The sequence below is a fragment of the Rhizobium sp. RSm-3 genome, from assembly GCF_001854685.1.
Taxonomy (GTDB): domain Bacteria; phylum Pseudomonadota; class Alphaproteobacteria; order Rhizobiales; family Rhizobiaceae; genus Rhizobium; species Rhizobium ecuadorense.
Window position 1 is genome coordinate 90025 of record NZ_MAWZ01000058.1, and the last position, 20334, is coordinate 110358.

Here is a 20334-nt window from a genome sequence, read left to right on the forward strand (position 1 = left end):
TCGGGATGGATTTCGGTCTCAGCCAGGAACAGGACATGATCGTCGAGACGGTTCGCGCCTTCGTCAAAACCGAAATCTATCCGCACGAGAACGAGGTCGAGCGCACCGGCATCGTCCCGCCGGAGCTCGGGCGCGAGATCCAGCGCAAATGCATCGATCTCGGCTTCTATGCCTGCAATTTTCCCGAAGAGATCGGCGGCGCCGGCCTCGATCATGTCACCTTCACGCTGGTCGAACGGGAGCTCGGGCGCGGTTCGCTCGGGCTGACGGTTTTCTTTGGCCGGCCCTCCGGCATCTTGATGGCCTGTGAGGGCGAGCAGCGGGAGCGTTACCTCCTGCCGGCGGTGCGCGGCGAGAAGATCGATGCGCTCGCCATCACCGAGCCAGATGCCGGTTCCGATATGCGCGGCATGAAGTGCGCCGCCCGCCGCGACGGCGGCGACTTCGTGCTGAACGGTACGAAACACTTCATCTCGCATGCCGATGTCGCGGATTTCGTCATCGTCTTTGCCGCGACGGGCGAGGAGGAAACGCCGAAGGGCATCAAGAAGAAGATCACCGCCTTTCTGGTGGATCGCGGCACGCCGGGCTTTCAAATCCTCAAAGGCTACGATTCCGTTTCGCATCGCGGCTATCACAACTCGACGCTCAGCTTCGAAGATTGCCGCATTCCCCAGGCGCAGGTGCTGGGCGAGGTGCATCGCGGATTCGATATCGCCAATCAATGGCTTTACGGCACGCGGCTGACGGTCGCCGCCACCTGTGTCGGCCGGGCGCGTCGCGTCTTCGAGATGGCCCTGCCCTATGCCGCCGAGCGCAAGCAGTTCGGCCGGCCGATCGGCGCCAATCAGGGCGTGTCGTTCAAGCTCGCCGATATGATCACCGAGATCGACGCGGCCGACTGGCTGACGCTTTCAGCCGCCTGGCGGCTCGATGCCGGCCTCCCGGCCGACCGGCAGATTGCTTCTGCCAAGCTCTATGCCTCTGAAATGCTGGCGCGGGTGACCGATGAGGCGATCCAGATCTATGGCGGCATGGGGCTGATGGACGACCTGCCGCTTGCCCGCTTCTGGCGGGATGCGCGTGTCGAGCGCATCTGGGACGGCACCTCCGAAATCCAGCGACATATCATCAGCCGCGACCTGCTTCGGCCCCTGGGAGCATGACCAGATGACATCCAGCCCGCTCGACCGCCTGCTCAGACCGCAAACGATGGCCGTCTTCGGCGGCCGCGAGGCGCGCCGGGTGATCGAGCAGTGCGACCGCATGGGCTTTTCAGGCGAGATCTGGCCCGTCCATCCCAAACTCGACGAGGTGCTGGGGCGGCCTTGCTATCGCTCCGTATCCGATCTTCCCCAGGCGCCGGACGCCGCCTTCGTCGGTGTCAACAGGACGCTCACCGTCGAGATCGTGCGCAGCCTTGCCGCGGCCGGTGCCGGCGGCGCGGTCTGTTATGCATCGGGCTTCAGCGAGGCGACGGCGGAACTTGCCGATGGCACCGAGCTGCAGCAGGCCCTGCTGGCCGCAGCCGGCGGCATGCCGATCCTCGGCCCGAATTGCTACGGGCTGATCAACGGTCTCGACGGCGCGCTGCTCTGGCCCGACCAGCACGGCATGAAGCGCATCGAATACGGTGTGGCGATCCTCACGCAATCTTCCAATATCGCCATCAACCTGACCATGCAGAACCGCGGGCTGCCGATCGCCTATATGGTCACGGCAGGCAACCAGGCGCAGACATCGCTTGCCGATGTCGCCTGCGCATTGATCGACGATCCGCGCGTCACGGCGGTCGGACTGCATGTCGAAGGTTTCGGCGATCTCTCCGGCCTCGAACGCCTCGCCGCCATTGCCCGCCGGTCGAAGAAGCCTGTGGTCGCCCTGAAGGTCGGCAGGTCCGAGCAGGCAAAACAGGCGGCGGTGTCGCACACCGCCTCGCTTGCCGGCAGCGATGCGGTTGCGGATGCCGTGCTTGCCCGCCTCGGCATCGGCCGTGTCCAAAGCCTGCCGGCGTTGCTGGAAACCCTGAAGCTGCTGCATGTCGCTGGCCCTCTCCCAAGCCGTTCGATCTCATCCATGAGTTGCTCCGGTGGCGAGGCTTCGCTGATGGCGGACGCCGCCGTCGGCCGCAATGTCGAATTCCCGCCCCTGCAGCCGCAACAATTGCCGCGTCTGCGGCGGGTGCTGGGCGAGATGGTGACGCTCTCCAATCCGCTCGACTACCACACCTTCGTCTGGGGTGATGTCGACCGCCAGACCGAAGCCTTCAGCGCCATGTTCAAAGGGGGCTGTGCCCTCAATCTCGTCGTCCTCGACTTCCCGCGGGGCGACCGCTGCGATCCATCCGAATGGGCGACGACGGCAGATGCGGTCATCACTGCCGCCTCTGCGACCGGTGCGCTGGCCGGTCTTCTCGCGACGCTTCCGGAGAATATGCCCGAACCTGTCGCCGACCGGCTGATGGCCAATGGCATCGTCGCCTTCTCGGGCATCGATGAAGCCGTCATTGCGGCCGAGGTCGCAGCCGGCATCGGCCAAGCTTGGCAAGCCCCGCCTCCCCCGCCGCTGCTCGACGTGCCGCCCTTGGACGGCGAGATCGAGACGCTGACGGAAGCCGATGCGAAGACGGAGCTTGCTGCCTGCGGCCTCCCTGTTCCCTGGGGGCTGCAGGCTTTTTCTCCGCGTGAAGCCGCTGAGCAGGCGGAGCGGCTCGGTTTCCCCGTCGTGCTGAAGGGGCTTGGCATTGCACACAAGACCGAAGCAGGGGCTGTTGTGCTCAATCTTAGGAATTCGCAGGCGGTATCGGATGCGGCAGCGGCCATGGCCTGCGATGCCGGTTATCTCGTCGAGAAGATGGTCGATCCTCCGGTCGCAGAACTCATCGTCGGCGCCACCCGCGATCCCGTCTTCGGGTTGTCGCTCACCTTGGGAGCGGGCGGTATTTTCGTGGAATTGCTCGAGGATTCGGTCATCCTCCCGCTGCCGGCGACGAAAGCCGAGATCAACGCAGCGATTTCGCGTCTCAAGATTGCAAAATTGATTCATGGCTATCGCGGCCGGCCGAGGGGCGATCTCGAAGCCGCCGTCGATGCTGTCGCAGCTACGGCAGAATATGTCGTAACGAATGCGGTGCGCCTGGAGGAACTGGACCTTAATCCCTTGATGGTTCTTCCCGAAGGGCGCGGTGTGGCCGCGGTTGATGCTCTCATACGGCGAAGGAGGTAACGCAGGTTTGAGCGACCATATTCGCACACGACGTGACGGCGGCGTATTTGAAGTCGTCATCGACCGGCCGAAGGCGAACGCCATCGACCTTGCGACCAGCCGTGCCATGGGATTGATCTTCCGGGATTTCCGCGACGATCCTGAATTGCGTGTCGCCATCGTCTCGGGCGCGGGCGAGAAGTTCTTCTGCGCCGGATGGGATCTCAAGGCGGCTGCATCAGGCGATGCGGTCGACGGCGATTACGGTGTCGGCGGCTTCGGCGGGCTGCAGGAGCTGCGCGATCTCAACAAGCCGGTCATTTGTGCGGTCAACGGCATCTGTTGCGGCGGCGGACTGGAGATCGCGCTTTCGGCCGACCTGATCATCGCCGCCGAGCATGCGAGTTTTGCATTGCCGGAAATCCGTTCGGGCACGGTCGCCGATGCCGCCTCGATCAAGCTGCCGAAGCGCATCCCCTATCACATTGCCATGGACATGCTTTTAACAGGGCGCTGGCTCGACGTTCACGAGGCGCATCGCTGGGGCTTCGTCAACGAGGTCCTGCCGGCCGAGCGGCTGATGGAGAGAGCCTGGGAGCTTGCCCGCCTGCTCGCAGGCGGGCCGCCGCTCGTCTATGCGGCCATCAAGGAAATCGTGCGCGAAGCGGAGGGTTCGACGTTTCAGACTGCCATGAACAAGATCACCAAGCGGCAGTTTGCGACGGTCGACAAGCTCTATTCGAGCGGTGACCAATTGGAAGGCGCCCGCGCCTTCGCCGAGAAGCGCAACCCTATTTGGAAAGGACAATAAGCAGGCGGCTGCAACCGCAATGTTTCCCGCATGATGCGGGCATCGGAGGTGGAGAGGAAACCGCCTGCGATCCTGCCCGGAAGTTCTCTGTCAACGCACCATAAAGAAGGAACTGGGGAATGAACGATTATACCAAATATCTCGCAAGTCGCGTCACCGCGGGCGGCCTCAGCCGCCGCGAATTCATGGGACGCGCCATGGCGGCGGGCATCACACTTGCCGTTGCCGACAAGCTCTTCACCGAAAGTGCAGAAGCGGCCGAACCGAAGCGCGGTGGCCACCTCAAGCTCGGCCTTGAAGGCGGTGCCGCCACCGATTCCAAGGACCCGGCGAAATTCCTGTCGCAGTTCATGTTCTGCGTCGGCCGCTGCTGGGGCGACATGCTGGTTGAATCCGACCCGCTGACGGGTGCGGCCGTACCGGCGCTTGCCGAATCCTGGGAGCCCTCGAAAGATGCGGTCACCTGGACCTTCAAGATCCGCAAGGGCGTCAAGTTCCACGACGGCAAGGAACTGACGATCGACGACGTCGTCGCCACGCTGAAACGCCACACCGATAAAAAGTCGGAATCCGGCGCGCTCGGTGTCCTCGGCTCGATCAAGGAAATCAAGGCCGACGGCGGCAATCTGGTACTGACGCTCAGCGAAGGCAATGCCGACATGCCGCTGCTGCTCTCCGACTATCATCTGGTTATCCAGCCAAATGGCGGCGTCGACGATCCGCTCGCTTCGATCGGCACCGGTCCCTATAAGCTGACGAGCTTCGAAGCCGGCGTTCGCGCCACCTTCGAAAAGAACAAGGACGACTGGCGCAGCGACCGGGGTTATGTCGATTCGATCGAGGTCATCGGCATGAACGATGCGACTGCCCGCATCGCCGCACTCTCATCCGGCCAGGTGCATTACATCAATCGCGTCGATCCGAAGACCGTCAACCTCCTGAAGCGCGCGCCCAATGTCGAGATCCTCTCGACTGCCGGCCGCGGCCATTACGTCTTCATCATGCATTGCGACAAGGCGCCGTTCGACAATAACGACCTGCGCCTGGCGCTCAAATACGCCATGGACCGCGAGACCATGGTGCAGAAGATCCTCGGCGGTTACGGCAAGGTCGGCAACGACTTCCCGATCAACAGCACCTATGCGCTGTTCCCCGAAGGCATCGAGCAGCGTGTCTACGATCCCGACAAGGCCGCTTTCCACTACAAGAAATCGGGCCATAGCGGTTCGGTGCTGCTGCGCACCTCAGAAGTCGCCTTCCCCGGCGGCGTCGACGCGGCCGTGCTCTATCAGGAAAGCTGCAAGAAGGCCGGCATCGAGATCGAGGTCAAGCGCGAGCCGGGCGATGGCTACTGGACCAACGTCTGGAACGTCCAGCCCTTCTCGACCTCTTACTGGGGCGGCCGTCCGACGCAGGACCAGATGTATTCCACCGCCTATCTCTCGACGGCGGATTGGAACGACACCAAGTTCAAGCGGCCCGATTTCGACAAGCTGCTGCTGCAGGCCCGCTCCGAACTGGATGAAGCCAAGCGTAAGGACCTGTACCGCGCCATGGCGATGATGGTGCGCGACGAGGGCGGCGTGATCCTGCCGATGTTCAACGACTTCGTGAACGCCTCCACCAAACAGGTGAAGGGTTATGTCCACGACATCGGCAACGACATGTCGAACGGCTATGTCGCAACGCGCGTCTGGCTGGACGCCTGAGGGGCGCAACGCCCTTCGATCTCCGACGAAGCCGGGACCGCGGGATGAAACCTGCGGTCCCTCCTGACGTTTTACGAGAGGCCTTCGCCATGACCAATCCTGTCCCGAGCAATATCTTGCCGGGCTTGAGGTTGCGGCAGCGTTTTCCGCTGCTTGCCCTCATCCTCGAGCGCTTCGTGCTCAGCATCGTCCTGCTTTTCGCCGTCTCGATCCTGATCTTCGGCGGCCTGGAAGCCTTGCCCGGCGATTTCGCCACCACCTATCTCGGTCAGTCGGCCACACCGCAGGCCGTTGCCAATATCCGTCAGGATCTCGGGCTGAACCGGCCGGTGACGACACGTTACGTCGAATGGCTCGGCAACGCTGTCCAGGGTGACTTCGGCACCTCCTGGGCCAGCAAGAATTCGGTGAGCGAGCAGATCGGCAGGCGCTTGGGAAATTCGCTTTTTCTGGCGGGTTTCGCAGCTTTGATCTCAGTGCCGCTCGCCGTCGGTCTCGGTATGCTCTCGGTGCATTTCCGCAACCGCATGCCGGATAAGATCATCAACGTGATTTCGCTTGCGGCGATCTCCCTGCCGGAATTCTTCATCGGCTACCTGCTGATCCTCTTCTTCGCGGTGAAGCTCGGCATGGCGACCTTTCCGGCGACGGTCTATGACAGCATGGGTCTGGTCGAGCGGTTGAAGGCGATCGCGCTGCCGACCGCGACCCTCGTGCTCGTCGTTCTCGCGCACATGATGCGCATGACGCGGGCGGCGATCCTCTCGGTCATGTCGTCGGCCTATATGGAGACCGCCGAGCTGAAGGGCCTCGGCGCCTTCCGCTCGATCGTCAAACACGCCGCTCCCAATGCGCTGGCGCCGATCATCAATGTCGTCGCATTGAACCTCGCCTATCTCGTGGTCGGCGTCGTCGTCGTCGAAGTTGTCTTCGTCTATCCCGGCATGGGGCAATATATGGTCGATGCAGTCACCGTGCGCGACATGCCTGTGGTGCAGGCCTGCGGCCTGATCTTCGCGGCCGTCTACATCTTCCTCAATATGACGGCCGATATCCTCGCGATCGTCGCCAATCCCCGGCTGAGGCATCCGCGATGAGAGCAAGAGACATCCCCATCACCGCCTGGATCGGCATGACAGGTATCGCCATCGCCTTCATCTTCGCGCTCTTCGCGCCCTGGATCGCCCCTTATGGGGAGACGCAGGTCGTCGGCGATGTCTGGCAGTTGCCCGACGATCACTATCTCTTCGGTCTCGACAATCTCGGCCGCGACATCCTCTCGCGCCTGATCTACGGCGCGCGCACGACGCTGCTGGTCTCATCAGCCGCCACCATCATCTCCTTCTCGCTCGGCATTATCCTCAGCTTCACCGCCGCCGTCTCGCGCGGTGTCGTCGACACTGTCTTGTCGCGCTTCAACGATCTGATGATGTCGATCCCGACGCTGATCTTCGCCCTGGTGGTGCTGGCGGTCCTGCCGCAGAATATCGTCGTCCTGATCCTTGTCATGGCAATCCTCGATTCCACCCGCGTCTACCGCCTCGGCCGCGCCGTGGCGCTCGATGTCGCGGTGATGGAATTCGTCGAGGCGGCGAAGCTGCGCGGCGAAGGCAAGCTCTGGATCATCTTCCGCGAAATTCTGCCGAACACGCTGTCGCCGCTGCTGGCCGAGTTCGGGCTGCGCTTCGCCTTCTCGATCCTGTTCCTCTCGACACTGTCCTTCCTTGGCCTCGGCATCCAGCCGCCGGCGGCCGACTGGGGCGGCATGGTCAAGGACAACAAGGACGGCATCATCTTCGGCATTTCAGCCGCGCTGGTGCCGGGCACGGCGATCGCCGTGCTGGCCGTCTGCGTCAATCTCGTCGTCGACTGGCTGCTGAAACGCACATCCAGCCTCAAGGGAGGGCGTGGCGATGCCTGAGCTTCTTTCCGTCCGCAATCTGAAGATCGAAGCAACCAGCTATCCCCCCGGCGAAGCGCCCAAGCGGGTGACGATCGTCGACGGCGTCTCCTTCGACTTGCAGAAGGGCAAGGTTCTCGGCCTGATCGGCGAATCGGGTGCCGGCAAGTCGACGATCGGCCTTTCCGCGCTCGCTTACGGCCGGGGCGGCGCCGAAATCACCGGCGGCGAGGTGCGACTCGACGGCGCCGATATCCTGACGCTCGGCAAGAACGGCATCCGGAAGATCCGCGGCGCCCGGGTCTGCTATGTCGCACAGTCGGCGGCGGCGGCCTTCAATCCGGCGCACAGGCTCGGCGATCAGGTGATCGAAGCGTCGGTCAAGCATGGGCTGATGACGAGGGAGGAGGCGCGCAAACGGGCGCTTTATCTGTTCCGCGTGCTCGGCCTGCCCAATCCCGAGACCTTCGGCGAGCGTTTCGCCCATCAGGTCTCCGGCGGCCAGCTGCAGCGCGCGATGACGGCGATGGCGCTCTGCTCCAACCCTGAACTCATCGTCTTCGACGAGCCGACCACGGCCCTTGACGTCACCACCCAGATCGACGTGCTGGCGGCGATCAAACATGCCATCGAGGAGACCCATACGGCTGCCCTCTACATCACCCACGACCTTGCCGTCGTCGCCCAGATCTCCGACGACATCATGGTTCTGCGCCACGGCAAACAGGTGGAATATGGCAGCGTCCGGCAGATCATCGAAGCGCCGCGGGAGGATTATACCCGGGCGCTGGTCAATGTCAGGCAGGCCTATCGCGAGGAGGCCGCCGACCAGTCCGCGGCCCTTCTCAAGGTGGAAAATGTCAGCGCCGAATATTCCAACGGCTTCAAGGTGCTGCACGATGTCTCGCTGCATGTGCCGAAGGGGCAGACGCTTGCCGTCGTCGGTGAATCCGGTTCCGGTAAGTCGACCCTGGCGCGCGTCATTACCGGCCTCCTGCCGCCGAGCAGCGGCCGCATCGTCTTTGACGGCAAGCCGCTGCTGCCTGGGCTCAAGAACCGGCCGAACGACGACCTCAGGCGCATCCAGCTGATCTACCAGATGGCCGATACGGCGATGAACCCGCGGCAGACGGTGCGCGACATCATCGGCCGGCCGCTGACCTTCTATTATGGCCTGAGGGGTGCAGGGAAAACCGCCCGGGTGAAGGAACTGCTCGACCAGATCGAAATGGGCAACGGCTTCATCGACCGCTACCCGGCCGAACTCTCCGGCGGCCAGAAGCAGCGCGTAGCGATCGCCAGAGCCCTTGCCGCCAAGCCCGAACTCATCCTCTGCGACGAGCCGACCTCGGCGCTCGACCCGCTGGTGGCGGAAGGCATCCTCAAACTGCTGCTGCGCCTTCAGGAGGAAGAGCAGCTGTCCTATATCTTCATCACCCACGACATCGCGATCGTCCGGGCGATCGCCGACAGCGTGGCGGTGATGCATCGCGGCAGGCTGGTGCGGTTCGGGCCGAAATCGACGGCGCTGTCGCCGCCCTTCGACGATTACACCGATCTGCTTCTGAAATCGGTACCGGAGATGGAAATCGGCTGGCTGGAACGGGTACTCGCCACCCGGCGCATGGAAAGTGCCGGTCACTGAAAAGGAACAGGGAATGACGTCGCGCGGCTTCACCACCATCGAGAATGAATGGATCACGCTGAAAGACGGAACGCGGCTTGCCGCCCGCATCTGGATGCCGGACGGCGCGGAGCAGGATCCCGTTCCCGCCGTCTTCGAATTCCTGCCCTATCGCAAGCGCGATGGAACGAGCCCAAGGGACGAATCCACCTATCCGGTATTCGCTGCCGCCGGCATTGCCGGCGTTCGGGTCGATATCCGCGGATCGGGGGAATCGGACGGCGTCATCGACGGCGAATATACCGAGCGGGAGCTCGCCGACGCCTGCGAGCTGATCGCCTGGATTGCCGCGCAGCCATGGTCGAACGGCGCGGTCGGCATGATGGGCATCTCCTGGGGCGGCTTCAACAGCCTGCAGGTCGCAGCCCTGCGCCCGCCAGCGCTGAAGGCCGTCATCTCGATAGCCTCGACCGTCGACCGCTACAATGACGACATCCACTACAAGAACGGTTGCCATCTCTCCGCCCAGCTTTCATGGGCGGCGACGATGCTCGGCTACCAGTCGCGTCCGCCCGATCCGGCACTTGTGGGCGAGCGCTGGAAGGCGATGTGGCTGGAGCGCCTGGCGGGTGAACCCTTTTTCATGGAAGAGTGGCTGAGCCGCCAGCGGCGCGACGATTTCTGGCGTCACGGCTCGATCTCGGAGGATTTTTCCAGCGTCGAGATCCCGACGCTTGTCATCGCCGGCTGGGCCGATGGTTACCGCAATACGCCGCTGATGGCGGTCGAGGGCCTGGGCGAGAAAGCGAAGGCACTGATCGGCCCCTGGGTGCACAAATATCCGCACTTCGCCTGGCCGAAACCGCGCGCCGATTTCCATGGCGAAGCGATCGCCTGGTGGAACAAATGGCTGCGTGGCGAGGACAATGGCATCGACAGGCTGCCGCAGACTCGCGCCTATATTCTCGATGCTGTCCGTCCCGCTCCGCGGCGCGACAGCGATCCGGGTTTCTGGGTGGCTAAGGACCTCTGGTCGCCGCCGCGCATGCAGTGTTTTTACGTCGAGCAATTCGGCAGGCTGACCGAAGGCATGCCGATCCCGCATGCGCCCGAACATCCCGTCTATGTGAGGTCTCCCCTCGATACCGGCACGGCATCCGGTGAATATTTCACGCTAAAGCCCGACGCCGAAATGGCGATCGATCAGCGCTCGGACGATGCGGGCTCGCTGGTCTTCGATACCATGCCGCTTGACCATGATTGCGACTATCTCGGCCGGCCCGTGCTGACGCTTAAGCTGCGTCCCCGGGCGGCGCATGGGAACCTCTGCGCCCGGCTTGTCGACGTCCATCCGGACGGCACCGCGACGCGGGTCGCCTTCGGCGTCGTCAATCTCACCCACCGCGGCGGCAATGCCGACCCCAGGCCGCTGATCCCGGGCGGGACGGTGCCGATCCGACTCGTGCTTGATGCCTGCGGCTATCGCTTCCGCAAGGGGCATCGCATCCGTCTTTCGCTGTCCACCGCCTATTGGCCGATGATCCTTCCGCCGCCGGAGGATGAAGGCATCGAGGTCGACATGGCGTCGCTCGGCCTGGCGCTGCCGGTGCTCGGCGACCATCGCCGGATCGAAATCAAGGAGCCGGCCAATCCCGATCCTTTGCCGAGATATATCGAACACGTGGCGGCGGCGACGGAGCGGCAGGTCGTTCGCAACCTCTCTGCCAATCGGACGGACTATCGCATCCATGAGGATACCGGGCTCTCCGAACATCCTGAGACGGGCCTGTCGACCCGGCAATTGCGCGAGGAGATCTGGTCGATTTCGCCGGATGATCCACTGTCGATGACCGGCACATCGACCTGGACCTGCGACATGCGCCGCCCCGGCTGGTTCGTGCGGACCGTCGCAACCGCGCGAATTGCCTGCACTGCGACGGATTGGATCGTCAGCGCCGTCGTCACCGCTTTCGAGGACGACGTGCAGATCTTCGAAAAAATCTTTGCCGAAAAGAAGATTGCGCGCGACCTGATGTGATCGTCACGCCGTGGCGAAATGCTTGACGGCCTCGCAGACAGCATGGAAGCCGTCCTTTGCGCCGTTGCTCATGTGGCGGGCGCGCAGCCAGGCATGCACCATTTGCGGCTCCTCCCGGAACCAGACTTCGCCGCCCGCTTCTGTGAGCCGGGCGGCATAATGCCGGCCGTCGTCTCGCAAGGGGTCGAAATGCGCCACCGTGATGAAGGCCGGCGGCAGCCCGGCTAGGGAGAATGCCTGCAGCGGCTCGGCGATCTCATGTCCTTCAGGCGCCTGCAGGATCTCGCGATAATAGCTGACATCCGCCGTCGTCAGACCCGGGGCTGCGGCCATTTCGACATGGGAGCCAGCAGCAAGGTCCCCGCCGAGCGCGGGGTAGATCAGAACCTGGCCGACGATGCCTGATAGTCCCTCGTCGCGCGCCCGCAAGGCAAGCCCCGCCGCAAGGTTGCCGCCGGCGCTGTCGCCGATCAACACGACTTTATTGTTGGCGGCAAGCAGGTGTTTCAACACGGCGAAGCCGTCATCCGTCTGTGCCGGCCAGCGATATTCAGGCGCCAGCCGGTAATCGACGGAAACGAGTTCGGCACCGGCAAAATCGGCGATCTCGGCGCAGATGGCATGATGGCTCTCGAGCGAACCGACGACGAAGCCGCCGCCATGGAGATAAAGCAGAATGGTCCGCGTGACGATTTTCCGCGGACGATAGCGCCGGATCGGTATGCGCTGGACCATGCCGTCCGCAAAGATCATATCGGGCGGCAGCGGGCGGTCGAAGCGCGCGCACAGAGCGTCGTACCAATGCCGCTGCTGCTCGACCGGCGCTTCGACGGCGTCGGCGGGATAGAAGCTATCGCAGATTTCGAGAAACTGCAGGATGCCCCTTTCGGTGGGGACAGGCGATGGAGCGGACATTGAGGGTCCTTTCGATTTTGGACATGCGGATCATGCCCTTGGCCGACTCTGCGTCCATCATGCGCCTTTGCGGCGGAGGCGATCTGTCTGGTCGCGACCCGTGGATGTCGCGATGCTTTCTTATTTTGATCCTGCATTTCCAGAGCTTTGCCGTCTTTTTCAAAAAATTTTCGCCGCCGACCCAAGGAAAGCCATCGGAGAAACGTCTCAATCCCGAAATAGCATCTTGCTTGATAGCTTGGGGGTAGGTGCGCATTGGATGCGAAGCTCATAGAACGAGCGCAGGGGGGCGACCGGGAGGCCTTCGGGCAACTGGTCTCGCGCCATTATGATTTCGTCCACGCGACGGCGTGGCGGTGGTCGGGTAGTTCCGCCGACGCCGACGACATCGCCCAGGAGGTCTGCGTCAAACTCGGCGCGGCCATTCGCGGCTTTCGCGGCGCCAGCCGCTTCAGGACATGGCTTTATACGCTGACGCTCAACGCCGCCCGCGACCACAGGCGCAAGCTTGCGCGGGACGAGCAGACATTCCGCGCTTACGCCGCTGAACCCTCGCAGGATGCGCCTGATGGAAACGACGACGAGGTATCGAGCCAATTATGGGCGGCCGTGCGCGCTTTGCCGGAGCGGCAATGCGACGCCGTGCTGCTCGTCTATGGCGAAGGCCTCAGCCATTCCGCCGCCGCCGATATCATGGGCTGCTCGGAGGCGACCGTCTCCTGGCAGGTTCACGAGGCGCGCAAGCGGCTGAAGGCCATGCTCGGCAAGGAAGAGGTATGATGGACAAGGAACTCGAAAAGCTCTCCCGCCTCACCCCGCCGGCCGCCGATCCGCAGGCGCGTGCGCGTGCCCTTGCTGCGGCGATGCAGGCCTTCGACAGCGCGGAAAATAATGCAGCGGCAGCCCAAGGAAATGCCAAAGGCTGGCGTCCAAGCTCCATCATCAACTGGATATGGAGCCCTGCCGTGAACAAGAAATTTCTCGCCGGTTCAGCGCTTGCGACGCTGCTTGTCATTCCCGCCGCCGGTTATCTCACCGTCGAGCTGACCCGCAACCAACCGATCGTCGACCAGACCGAGATTGCCGGCAATGTTCCGCAAAAAACCGCGCCCAAACCGGCCGAAGCGGTCACTGCCGCGCCTCAGCTTCCCGAAGCCGTGACCGAGGAAAACCGGCAGGCCCAATCGGCGGCGGCTGACAGCGCTCTGGCCTTGCAGGACAAGGAGCAGGCGGTCGCGGCGCGGAAGTCTGATCTCAATTCCGACGACGTCTCCGGCCTCTTAAATAGGCGGGGTACGATGTCCGAAGCGGCCAAGCGCTCTGTTGCATCAGGCGCCGCTGCTTCTCAGCAGCCGCTGGCCGAGCCTTTGGCCGTCGCCCCCTCGCCTGCTCCGCCGACGGAAAGCCGTTTGCAGGTTCAAGTCGATCCCGGCCGCGAACGCTTCGCCAATGCGGCGGCAAATCCGATCAAGAGTGTCGCGACCGATCCGGTCTCGACCTTCTCCGCCGATGTCGACAGCGCCTCCTATTCCTTCGTCCGCAAGTCACTGACGGGCGGGGCAATGCCCGATCCGCAATCGGTTCGCGTCGAGGAGATGATCAACTATTTCCCCTATGACTGGCCGAGGCCTGAAAATGCCGACCAGCCCTTCAAGGCGACCGTGACGGTGATGCCGACGCCGTGGAACCACGACACGGAACTGATGCATGTGGCGATCAAGGGCTACGACATCGCGCCGGCAACCGCGCCGCATGCCAATCTGGTTTTCCTGATCGACGTCTCCGGCTCGATGGACGAGCCGGACAAGCTGCCGCTGCTGAAAAGCGCCTTCCGCCTTCTGGTCAACAGGCTGAAGGTCGACGACACTGTCTCGATCGTCACCTACGCCGGCAATGCCGGCACGGTGCTCGAGCCGACGCGGGTGGCGGAGAAAGCTAAGATACTCTCGGCGATCGACAGGCTGGAGGCAGGCGGCTCGACCGGCGGCGCCGAAGGCATCGAGGCGGCCTACGATCTTGCCAAACAGGCCTTCGTCAAGGACGGCGTCAACCGGGTGATGCTGGCGACGGACGGCGACTTCAATGTCGGCCCGTCGAGCGACGAGGATCTGAAACGCATCATCGAGGAGAAACGCAAGGACGGCATCTTCCTGACCGTTCTCGGTTTCGGCCGCGGCAATCTCAACGATTCCCTGATGCAGACGCTGGCGCAGAACGGTAATGGCAACGCCGCCTATATCGACACGCTGGCGGAAGCGCAGAAGACTTTGGTCGAAGAAGCGGGATCAACGCTGTTTCCGATTGCGAAGGACGTCAAGTTCCAGGTCGAGTTCAACCCGCAACGGATCGCCGAATACCGGTTGATCGGCTACGAGACGCGCGCCCTCAAACGCGAGGATTTCAACAATGACCGCGTCGATGCCGGCGATATCGGTTCCGGCCACAGCGTCACGGCGATCTACGAGATCACCCCCAAGGGAAGTCCCGCGGTCATGAATGACGACCTGCGGTATGGCGCAGCCGACAAGGCGCCGGCCGTTGCATCGGACGGCACGCATCAGGGCGAGCTTGCCTTCGTCAAGATGCGCTACAAGCGGCCGGGGGAAGACAAGAGCGCGCTGATCACCACCCCTGTCGGTGACGGCAACGCGGTCGCCACCGTCGACGCTGCGCCTGGGGATGTCCGCTTCTCGGTGGCCGTCGCTGCTTTCGGCCAGAAGCTGAGCGGCACCAGCGCCCTCGATGCCTATTCCTATCAGGCGATTGCCGATCTCGCTGCGGCATCGCGGGGAACGGATAGCTTCGGCTACAGGTCGGATTTCCTCGGTCTCGTCAGGTTGGCTGACGGACTCAGCCAACGGTGAAGAGAGAAGCACCACAGAGCAGAGACCGCCTGGGAAGGCGGCCTCTGCTTCTGAGCGTTTGGAACGAGGACTTCCCTGTTCAGTCTGTGGACTGATAATCGATATGGTTAAATCAGCCCACAGTATGAAACGGAAACCCATTAATACAGGTCGCGGGCTGATTTATTGTTGGTGCAAGATAGGGCGCTCTATCCCAGGCTTGAGCCGTTGGCCGTGAGATAGACAGCGTAGAGCGAGGTTGTTGCGGTGATGAAGAGACGGTTCAGCTTCTCTCCTCCGAACGCGACGTTGGAGACGATCTCGGGAATGTGGATCTTGCCGAGCAGCGTGCCATCCGGATCGTAAGCGTGCACGCCGTCGCCGGCGCTCGTCCAGATCCTTCCCTTTCGGTCGACGCGAAAACCGTCGAAAAAGCCCGCGGTGCATTCGGCAAAAATGCCGAGATCGGTGAGCTTTCCATCCGCGGATACAGCGAGCTTTCTCATATGACGCGGACCGCCGGACAGGTGCGATGCCCCGGTATCGGCGATATAGAGCATCGTTTCGTCAGGGGCGAAAGCCAGCCCATTCGGCTTGACGAAATCGGACGCTACCCGGTCGGTTGCGCCTGTCGCCGGGTCGTGCCGGTAGACGTGGCATCCGCCGATTTCTTCCTCGCCGTAGTCGCCCTCATAGTCGTGGAGGATGCCGTAACTCGGGTCGGTAAACCAGACGGTGCCGTCGGACTTCACCGTGACGTCGTTGGGCGAATTGAGCCGTTTGCCCGCGATCCGATCGGCCAGCACGGTAATTCCACCATCGAAATCCGTCCGCGTGACGCGGCGCGTCAGATGCTCGCAGGTGACCAGCCGGCCCTGATTGTCGACGGTGTTGCCGTTGGAATTGTTGCAGGGCGAGCGGAAGACCGATGTCTGCCCGCTGGTGTCGTCGTAGCGCATCATGCGGTTGTTCGGGATATCGGAAAAGACCAGATAACGGCCGGCGGCAAACCAGGCCGGTCCCTCCAGCCAGCGGCCGCCCGTCCAAAGCCGCTCGACGCGGGCATGGCCGACGAAGCAGCTTTCAAAGCGCGGGTCGAGAACCTCGAACCCCGTACCCTCGATTTCCCCGAACATGGCGCCTCCTCGTCTCAAATTGTTATCGATACCATTCTGCCTTGTTTCGCGGCCTTCGTACAGAGATCGATGGACTGGGGAACGCAGCATTCCTGTAATAATATTGATTGTGCGATGATAGCGATAACTTTATCGTATCCTGAGTTGCCAACTCGGAAGCTGTTTTAGGGGCGGAGACCAGTGAAAAACGAGGATGAGCCGAAAGACAAACGTCTCAAGGGAGGAGACGCCCAAAAGCTGACGATGGCTGAAGTCGCCAAATATGTCGGCGTATCGGCGATGACCGTTTCGCGCGCCTTTCGCCAGGATGCGAGCGTTTCCGAAGAGACGCGCAAGCGCATCATGGAAGCGGTCGATGCGCTCGGTTACGTGCTCGATCTCTCCGCCGGCAGCCTTTCCTCGCGGCGCAGCGGCTTCATCGCGGCGCTGGTGCCCTCCATCAACAATTCGAATTTCTCCGACACGGCGCGCGGGATTACCGATGCGCTTGAGAATACCGGTCTTCAGCTGCTGCTCGGCTATACCGACTATTCCGCCGAGAAAGAGGAAAAGCTGATCGAGGCGATGCTGCGCCGGCGCCCCGAAGGCATCATCCTGACGGGCGGTTCGCACACCGACCGGGCGCGGCGCATGCTTGATAAGGCCGGAATTCCGGTGGTTGAAACCTGGGAGCTTCCAGAAGAGCCGATCAATCATGTCGTCGGCTTTTCCAACAGCGAGGCGATGGCCCTGCTGGTGCGGGCGCTTGCCAGCCAGGGCTATCGCAGGTTCGGCTATATCGGCGGTACGACGGCGCGCGATACGCGCGGCAGCCAGCGGCGAAGCGGTTTCCTGAAGGCCGTCGACGAACTGGGCTTGGGACCGGGCCGGGCGATTTCTTTCGGTGTGCCGCCGATTACCATGGAACAGGGCGGCCAAGCAGTGGTGAGTCTCCTGGAGCGCTGGCCGGACACGGAAGTCGTTCTCTGCGTTTCCGACCTGTCCGCCTTCGGTGCGATCATGGAATGCAAGCGCAGGGGAATGCGCGTGCCTGAGGATATCGCCATTGCCGGTTTCGGCGATTACGAAATCTCGTCGATCTGTCATCCCAGTATCACCACGATCAATGTCGACTGTTACGGCATCGGCCGCCAAGCCGCCGTCCGCCTGCTCGATGCCCTGCAGGGCAGCGGCGAGGCGACCGGCGACGAGATTACATTGACCAGCTATAGGGTCGTGCTGCGCGAAAGCACGGATCGAAGCGTCCCGTAATTGGCCCCGATATCAGAAGGCGATCTGCACCTTCATCGACTTGCTTCGGTCGCCGGCCAGTTCGAAGGCGGCGACGGCTTCGTCGATCTTAAAGACACCTGTCAGCAGCGGTTTCAGATCGACGCGGCGCGCATTGATCAGTTCGACCGCGAGCGCAAACTCCTCGTGAAAGCGGAATGTCCCGCGCATCTCGATTTCCTTGGCGACGATCATGTTCTGCGGGATGGAGACATCGCCGCCAAGGCCGAGCTGCACGAGAACGGCACGGGGCTTCAGCGCCTCAAGACCGGCGCGCACCGCCCGCTCATTGCCTGACGCCTCGAACATGACATCGAAATATCCCTTGTCGGCGCCGTAGGCGGCCAGGTCGGCGGCATGGGTGGCAACATTGATCGTTCGATCTGCGCCGCTGGTGCGGGCGATCGCCAGAACGCTGTCGGTCACATCGGTCGCGACGATTTCGCGGGCGCCAAGCACGCGGGCCGCAACGATCGCCAGCATGCCGATCGGGCCGCAGCCGGTGACGAGCACGCGTTTGCCCAGCAGCGATCCGGCGCGGCTGGCGGCATGCAGCGTCACGGCAAAGGGTTCGGCGAAGGCCGCCTCGTGAATGGAGATGCCGTCGGCAACCTTGTGGCATTGCCAGCGCTCCGCCACCAGCCGCTGGCGAAAGCCGCCTTGTATATGCGGCATCGGCATGGCGCTGCCGTAAAACCGCATGTTGAGGCAGTGGTTCTGCTGTCCCTTCAGGCAATATTGGCAATGATTGCACGGCCGGCTCGGAGATACCGCAACGCGGTCGCCGACGGCAAGATCGCTCACGCCGGCGCCGAGTGCCTTGACCGTGCCGGCGATCTCGTGGCCGAGGATCATCGGCTCGCGCAGGCGAACGGTGCCGAAGCCGCCATGATTGTAATAATGCAGGTCGGAGCCGCAAATGCCGCCGGCTTCGATGGCGATCTCCACCTGCCCCTCTCCCGCAACCTCCGGCTCGCGCTCCTCGATCCTGAGATCCTTGGCGGCATGAATGACGATGGCTTTCATATCAAAACCCTCACACGACGGGAGTTGGAAGCACGCTGCCGGCAAAATGCGCAGCGAGATTGTCTCTGACCAGCTGGCCCATGGCCTTGCGGGTCTCGACGGTACCGGAGCCGTGATGGGGCTGCAACACGACGTTTTGAAGCGTCAGGAAACGCGCATCGATCTTGGGTTCGTTCAGGAAGACGTCGAGGCCGGCGGCCTGGATGGTGCCGTTTTGAAGGGCTGCGATCAACGCCTCTTCGTCGACGGTCGTCCCGCGCGAAACATTGATCAACATGCCGTTGGGGCCGAGCGCTTTCAGCACCTCGGCGTTGATGATCTTCATGGTCGCCTGCCCACCCGGAACGATGACGATCAGAAAATCGGACCAATCGGCAAGTGCGACCAGGTCCGGCTGATAGGCATAGGCAACATCCGTGTGCTCATTGCGGGCGAAGTAGGAGATGTCGCAGCCGAAAGCGGCGGCACGCCTGGCGATCGCCTTGCCGATCCGGCCCATGCCGGCAAGCCCCACCTTCTTGCCGGCGACGCGGGTCACCAGCGGCATGGCGACATTGCCCCACTGGCCGGTGCGGACGAAAACATCGGCCTGCGGAATCTGCCGCGCCGTGGCAAGCAGCAGTCCGATGGCGATATCGGCGACATCCTCGGTCAGCACATCAGGTGTATTGGTGACGCGAATGCCGTTGGCGCGGGCATAGGAGAGGTCGATGGCATCGGTGCCGACGCCATAACAGGAGACGATCTCCAGCTTCGGCAATTGCTTCATCAGCTCGGCGGAAGCGCCGAGTTCGCCACGTGTCGCAATGGCGCGAATATCCTTGCCGACCCTTGCGATCAGTTCCGGCTTATCGGCCGCTTCCCACAGGCGGTGAACGCGATACTTCGCCTCCAGATCGACCATATCCCATTCCGGATAGGCTCCGGCCATCAAGATCTCTACCTCAGGCATTCCGTCTCCGTCCCGCATTTTGACAGTTGATTATGTTATCGATAACATATAATTCGGAAAAGCGATGTCAAGTGAGTTTCACCTGAAGTGGCGGTATAAGCCGTCATTCGCAGCGACACCGGAGGACTTATTTGCATGAAGAACCTGTTTGATCTGACCGGGCAGTTGGCCCTGATCACCGGCTCGAGCCAGGGGATCGGTTATGCGCTGGCCGAGGGCCTGGCGCAGCATGGCGCCGAGGTGGTCATCAACGGCCGCACGCCCGAAAGCGTCAAACGCGCCGTCGAAAGCCTCAAGGTCCAGGGACTGTCTGCCCATGCCGCCATCTTCGACGTGACCAGCAAGGACGCCGCCAAAGCGGGCATCGATGCGATCGAGGCCGATATCGGGCCGCTCGACATCCTGATCAACAATGCCGGCATGCAGTTTCGCACGCCGCTGGAAGACTTTCCGGCGGACAAATGGGAGCTGCTGCTGACCACCAATATTTCGAGCGTATTTTACGTCGGTCAGGCGGCCGCCAAAGCCATGATCGCCCGCGGCCAGGGCAAGATCATCAACATCGCTTCCGTGCAGAGCGAACTGGCGCGCCCGGGCATCGCCCCCTATACCGCGACTAAGGGCGCGGTGCGCAATCTGACGCGCGGCATGTGCGCCGACTGGGCCAAGCATGGACTGCAGATCAACGCGATCGCGCCCGGCTATTTCAAGACGCCGCTCAACCAGGCGCTTGTCGACAATCCGGAATTCTCGTCCTGGCTGGAGAAGCGGACGCCGGCCGGACGCTGGGGTAACGTCGAGGAACTGGTCGGCGCCGCCGTCTTCCTCTCCGGCCGTGGCTCGTCCTTCATCAACGGCCACACGCTTTACGTCGACGGCGGCATCACCACCTGCCTCTGACAGGGAC

The 20334-nt window shown here is 62.7% G+C and carries 16 protein-coding genes; 12 read left to right on the plus strand and 4 right to left on the minus strand.

Annotated features, from left to right (window positions below; genetic code table 11):
- Positions 1 to 5: 5 nt before the first annotated feature.
- The 8 genes from BBJ66_RS29150 (at position 6) to BBJ66_RS29185 (ending at position 11286) form a co-directional block, all read left to right on the plus strand.
- Positions 6 to 1166 carry an acyl-CoA dehydrogenase family protein gene (locus BBJ66_RS29150; protein WP_071092169.1) on the plus strand — a complete coding sequence of 387 codons (1161 nt, stop codon included), beginning with the start codon at positions 6 to 8 and terminating at the stop codon, positions 1164 to 1166.
- A 4-nt stretch (positions 1167 to 1170) separates the two neighbouring features.
- A complete protein-coding gene (locus tag BBJ66_RS29155) occupies positions 1171 to 3225 on the plus strand; it encodes an acetate--CoA ligase family protein (protein WP_071092172.1) in 2055 nt (684 codons plus the stop codon).
- 7 nt (positions 3226 to 3232) lie between these two features.
- The gene (locus tag BBJ66_RS29160) at positions 3233 to 4015 is read left to right on the plus strand and encodes a carnitinyl-CoA dehydratase (protein ID WP_071092175.1); all 783 of its coding nucleotides are present in this window, start codon (positions 3233 to 3235) and stop codon (positions 4013 to 4015) included.
- A gap of 119 nt (positions 4016 to 4134) precedes the next feature.
- A complete protein-coding gene (locus BBJ66_RS29165) occupies positions 4135 to 5724 on the plus strand; it encodes an ABC transporter substrate-binding protein (protein WP_071092178.1) in 1590 nt (529 codons plus the stop codon).
- 89 nt (positions 5725 to 5813) lie between these two features.
- A complete protein-coding gene (locus BBJ66_RS29170; protein ID WP_071092181.1) occupies positions 5814 to 6821 on the plus strand; it encodes an ABC transporter permease in 1008 nt (335 codons plus the stop codon).
- Positions 6818 to 7645, plus strand: coding sequence for an ABC transporter permease (locus BBJ66_RS29175; protein ID WP_071092184.1), 828 nt, complete (start codon positions 6818 to 6820; stop codon positions 7643 to 7645). Before BBJ66_RS29170 ends, BBJ66_RS29175 begins: the two co-directional genes overlap by 4 nt.
- A complete protein-coding gene (locus BBJ66_RS29180; protein ID WP_071092191.1) occupies positions 7638 to 9269 on the plus strand; it encodes an ABC transporter ATP-binding protein in 1632 nt (543 codons plus the stop codon). Before BBJ66_RS29175 ends, BBJ66_RS29180 begins: the two co-directional genes overlap by 8 nt.
- Positions 9270 to 9282: 13 nt before the next feature.
- On the plus strand, positions 9283 to 11286 hold the full coding sequence (locus BBJ66_RS29185; RefSeq protein ID WP_071092193.1) for a CocE/NonD family hydrolase: 2004 nt from the start codon (positions 9283 to 9285) through the stop codon (positions 11284 to 11286).
- A gap of 3 nt (positions 11287 to 11289) precedes the next feature.
- Here BBJ66_RS29185 and BBJ66_RS29190 read toward each other — a convergent pair whose 3' ends face one another.
- On the minus strand, positions 11290 to 12201 hold the full coding sequence (locus BBJ66_RS29190) for an alpha/beta hydrolase (protein ID WP_071092195.1): 912 nt from the start codon (positions 12199 to 12201) through the stop codon (positions 11290 to 11292).
- A 255-nt stretch (positions 12202 to 12456) separates the two neighbouring features.
- Between BBJ66_RS29190 and BBJ66_RS29200 the strand changes: the two genes are divergently transcribed.
- Together BBJ66_RS29200 and BBJ66_RS29205 are read left to right on the plus strand one after the other, a co-directional pair.
- Complete coding sequence (locus BBJ66_RS29200) at positions 12457 to 12981, plus strand: RNA polymerase sigma factor (protein WP_071092201.1); 525 nt, start codon at positions 12457 to 12459, stop codon at positions 12979 to 12981.
- Positions 12978 to 15065: a vWA domain-containing protein gene (locus tag BBJ66_RS29205; protein ID WP_071092204.1), complete on the plus strand. Its 2088-nt coding sequence runs from the start codon at positions 12978 to 12980 to the stop codon at positions 15063 to 15065. The genes BBJ66_RS29200 and BBJ66_RS29205 overlap by 4 nt, the downstream gene beginning before the upstream one ends.
- A gap of 188 nt (positions 15066 to 15253) precedes the next feature.
- On the opposite strand, the gene BBJ66_RS29210 is transcribed toward BBJ66_RS29205, so the two are convergent.
- On the minus strand, positions 15254 to 16180 hold the full coding sequence (locus BBJ66_RS29210; protein WP_071092207.1) for an SMP-30/gluconolactonase/LRE family protein: 927 nt from the start codon (positions 16178 to 16180) through the stop codon (positions 15254 to 15256).
- 180 nt (positions 16181 to 16360) lie between these two features.
- Between BBJ66_RS29210 and BBJ66_RS29215 the strand changes: the two genes are divergently transcribed.
- A complete protein-coding gene (locus BBJ66_RS29215; RefSeq protein WP_071092211.1) occupies positions 16361 to 17431 on the plus strand; it encodes a LacI family DNA-binding transcriptional regulator in 1071 nt (356 codons plus the stop codon).
- Positions 17432 to 17443: 12 nt separating this feature from the next.
- Here BBJ66_RS29215 and BBJ66_RS29220 read toward each other — a convergent pair whose 3' ends face one another.
- Together BBJ66_RS29220 and BBJ66_RS29225 are read right to left on the minus strand one after the other, a co-directional pair.
- Entirely contained in the window at positions 17444 to 18475 is a 1032-nt protein-coding gene (locus BBJ66_RS29220) for an L-idonate 5-dehydrogenase (protein WP_071092214.1), read from the minus strand.
- Between the two features lie 10 nt (positions 18476 to 18485).
- Complete coding sequence (locus BBJ66_RS29225) at positions 18486 to 19427, minus strand: 2-hydroxyacid dehydrogenase (RefSeq protein WP_071092217.1); 942 nt, start codon at positions 19425 to 19427, stop codon at positions 18486 to 18488.
- Between the two features lie 135 nt (positions 19428 to 19562).
- Here BBJ66_RS29225 and BBJ66_RS29230 point away from each other — a divergent pair, with 135 nt between their 5' ends.
- On the plus strand, positions 19563 to 20327 hold the full coding sequence (locus BBJ66_RS29230; protein WP_071092222.1) for an SDR family oxidoreductase: 765 nt from the start codon (positions 19563 to 19565) through the stop codon (positions 20325 to 20327).
- Positions 20328 to 20334: the final 7 nt, after the last annotated feature.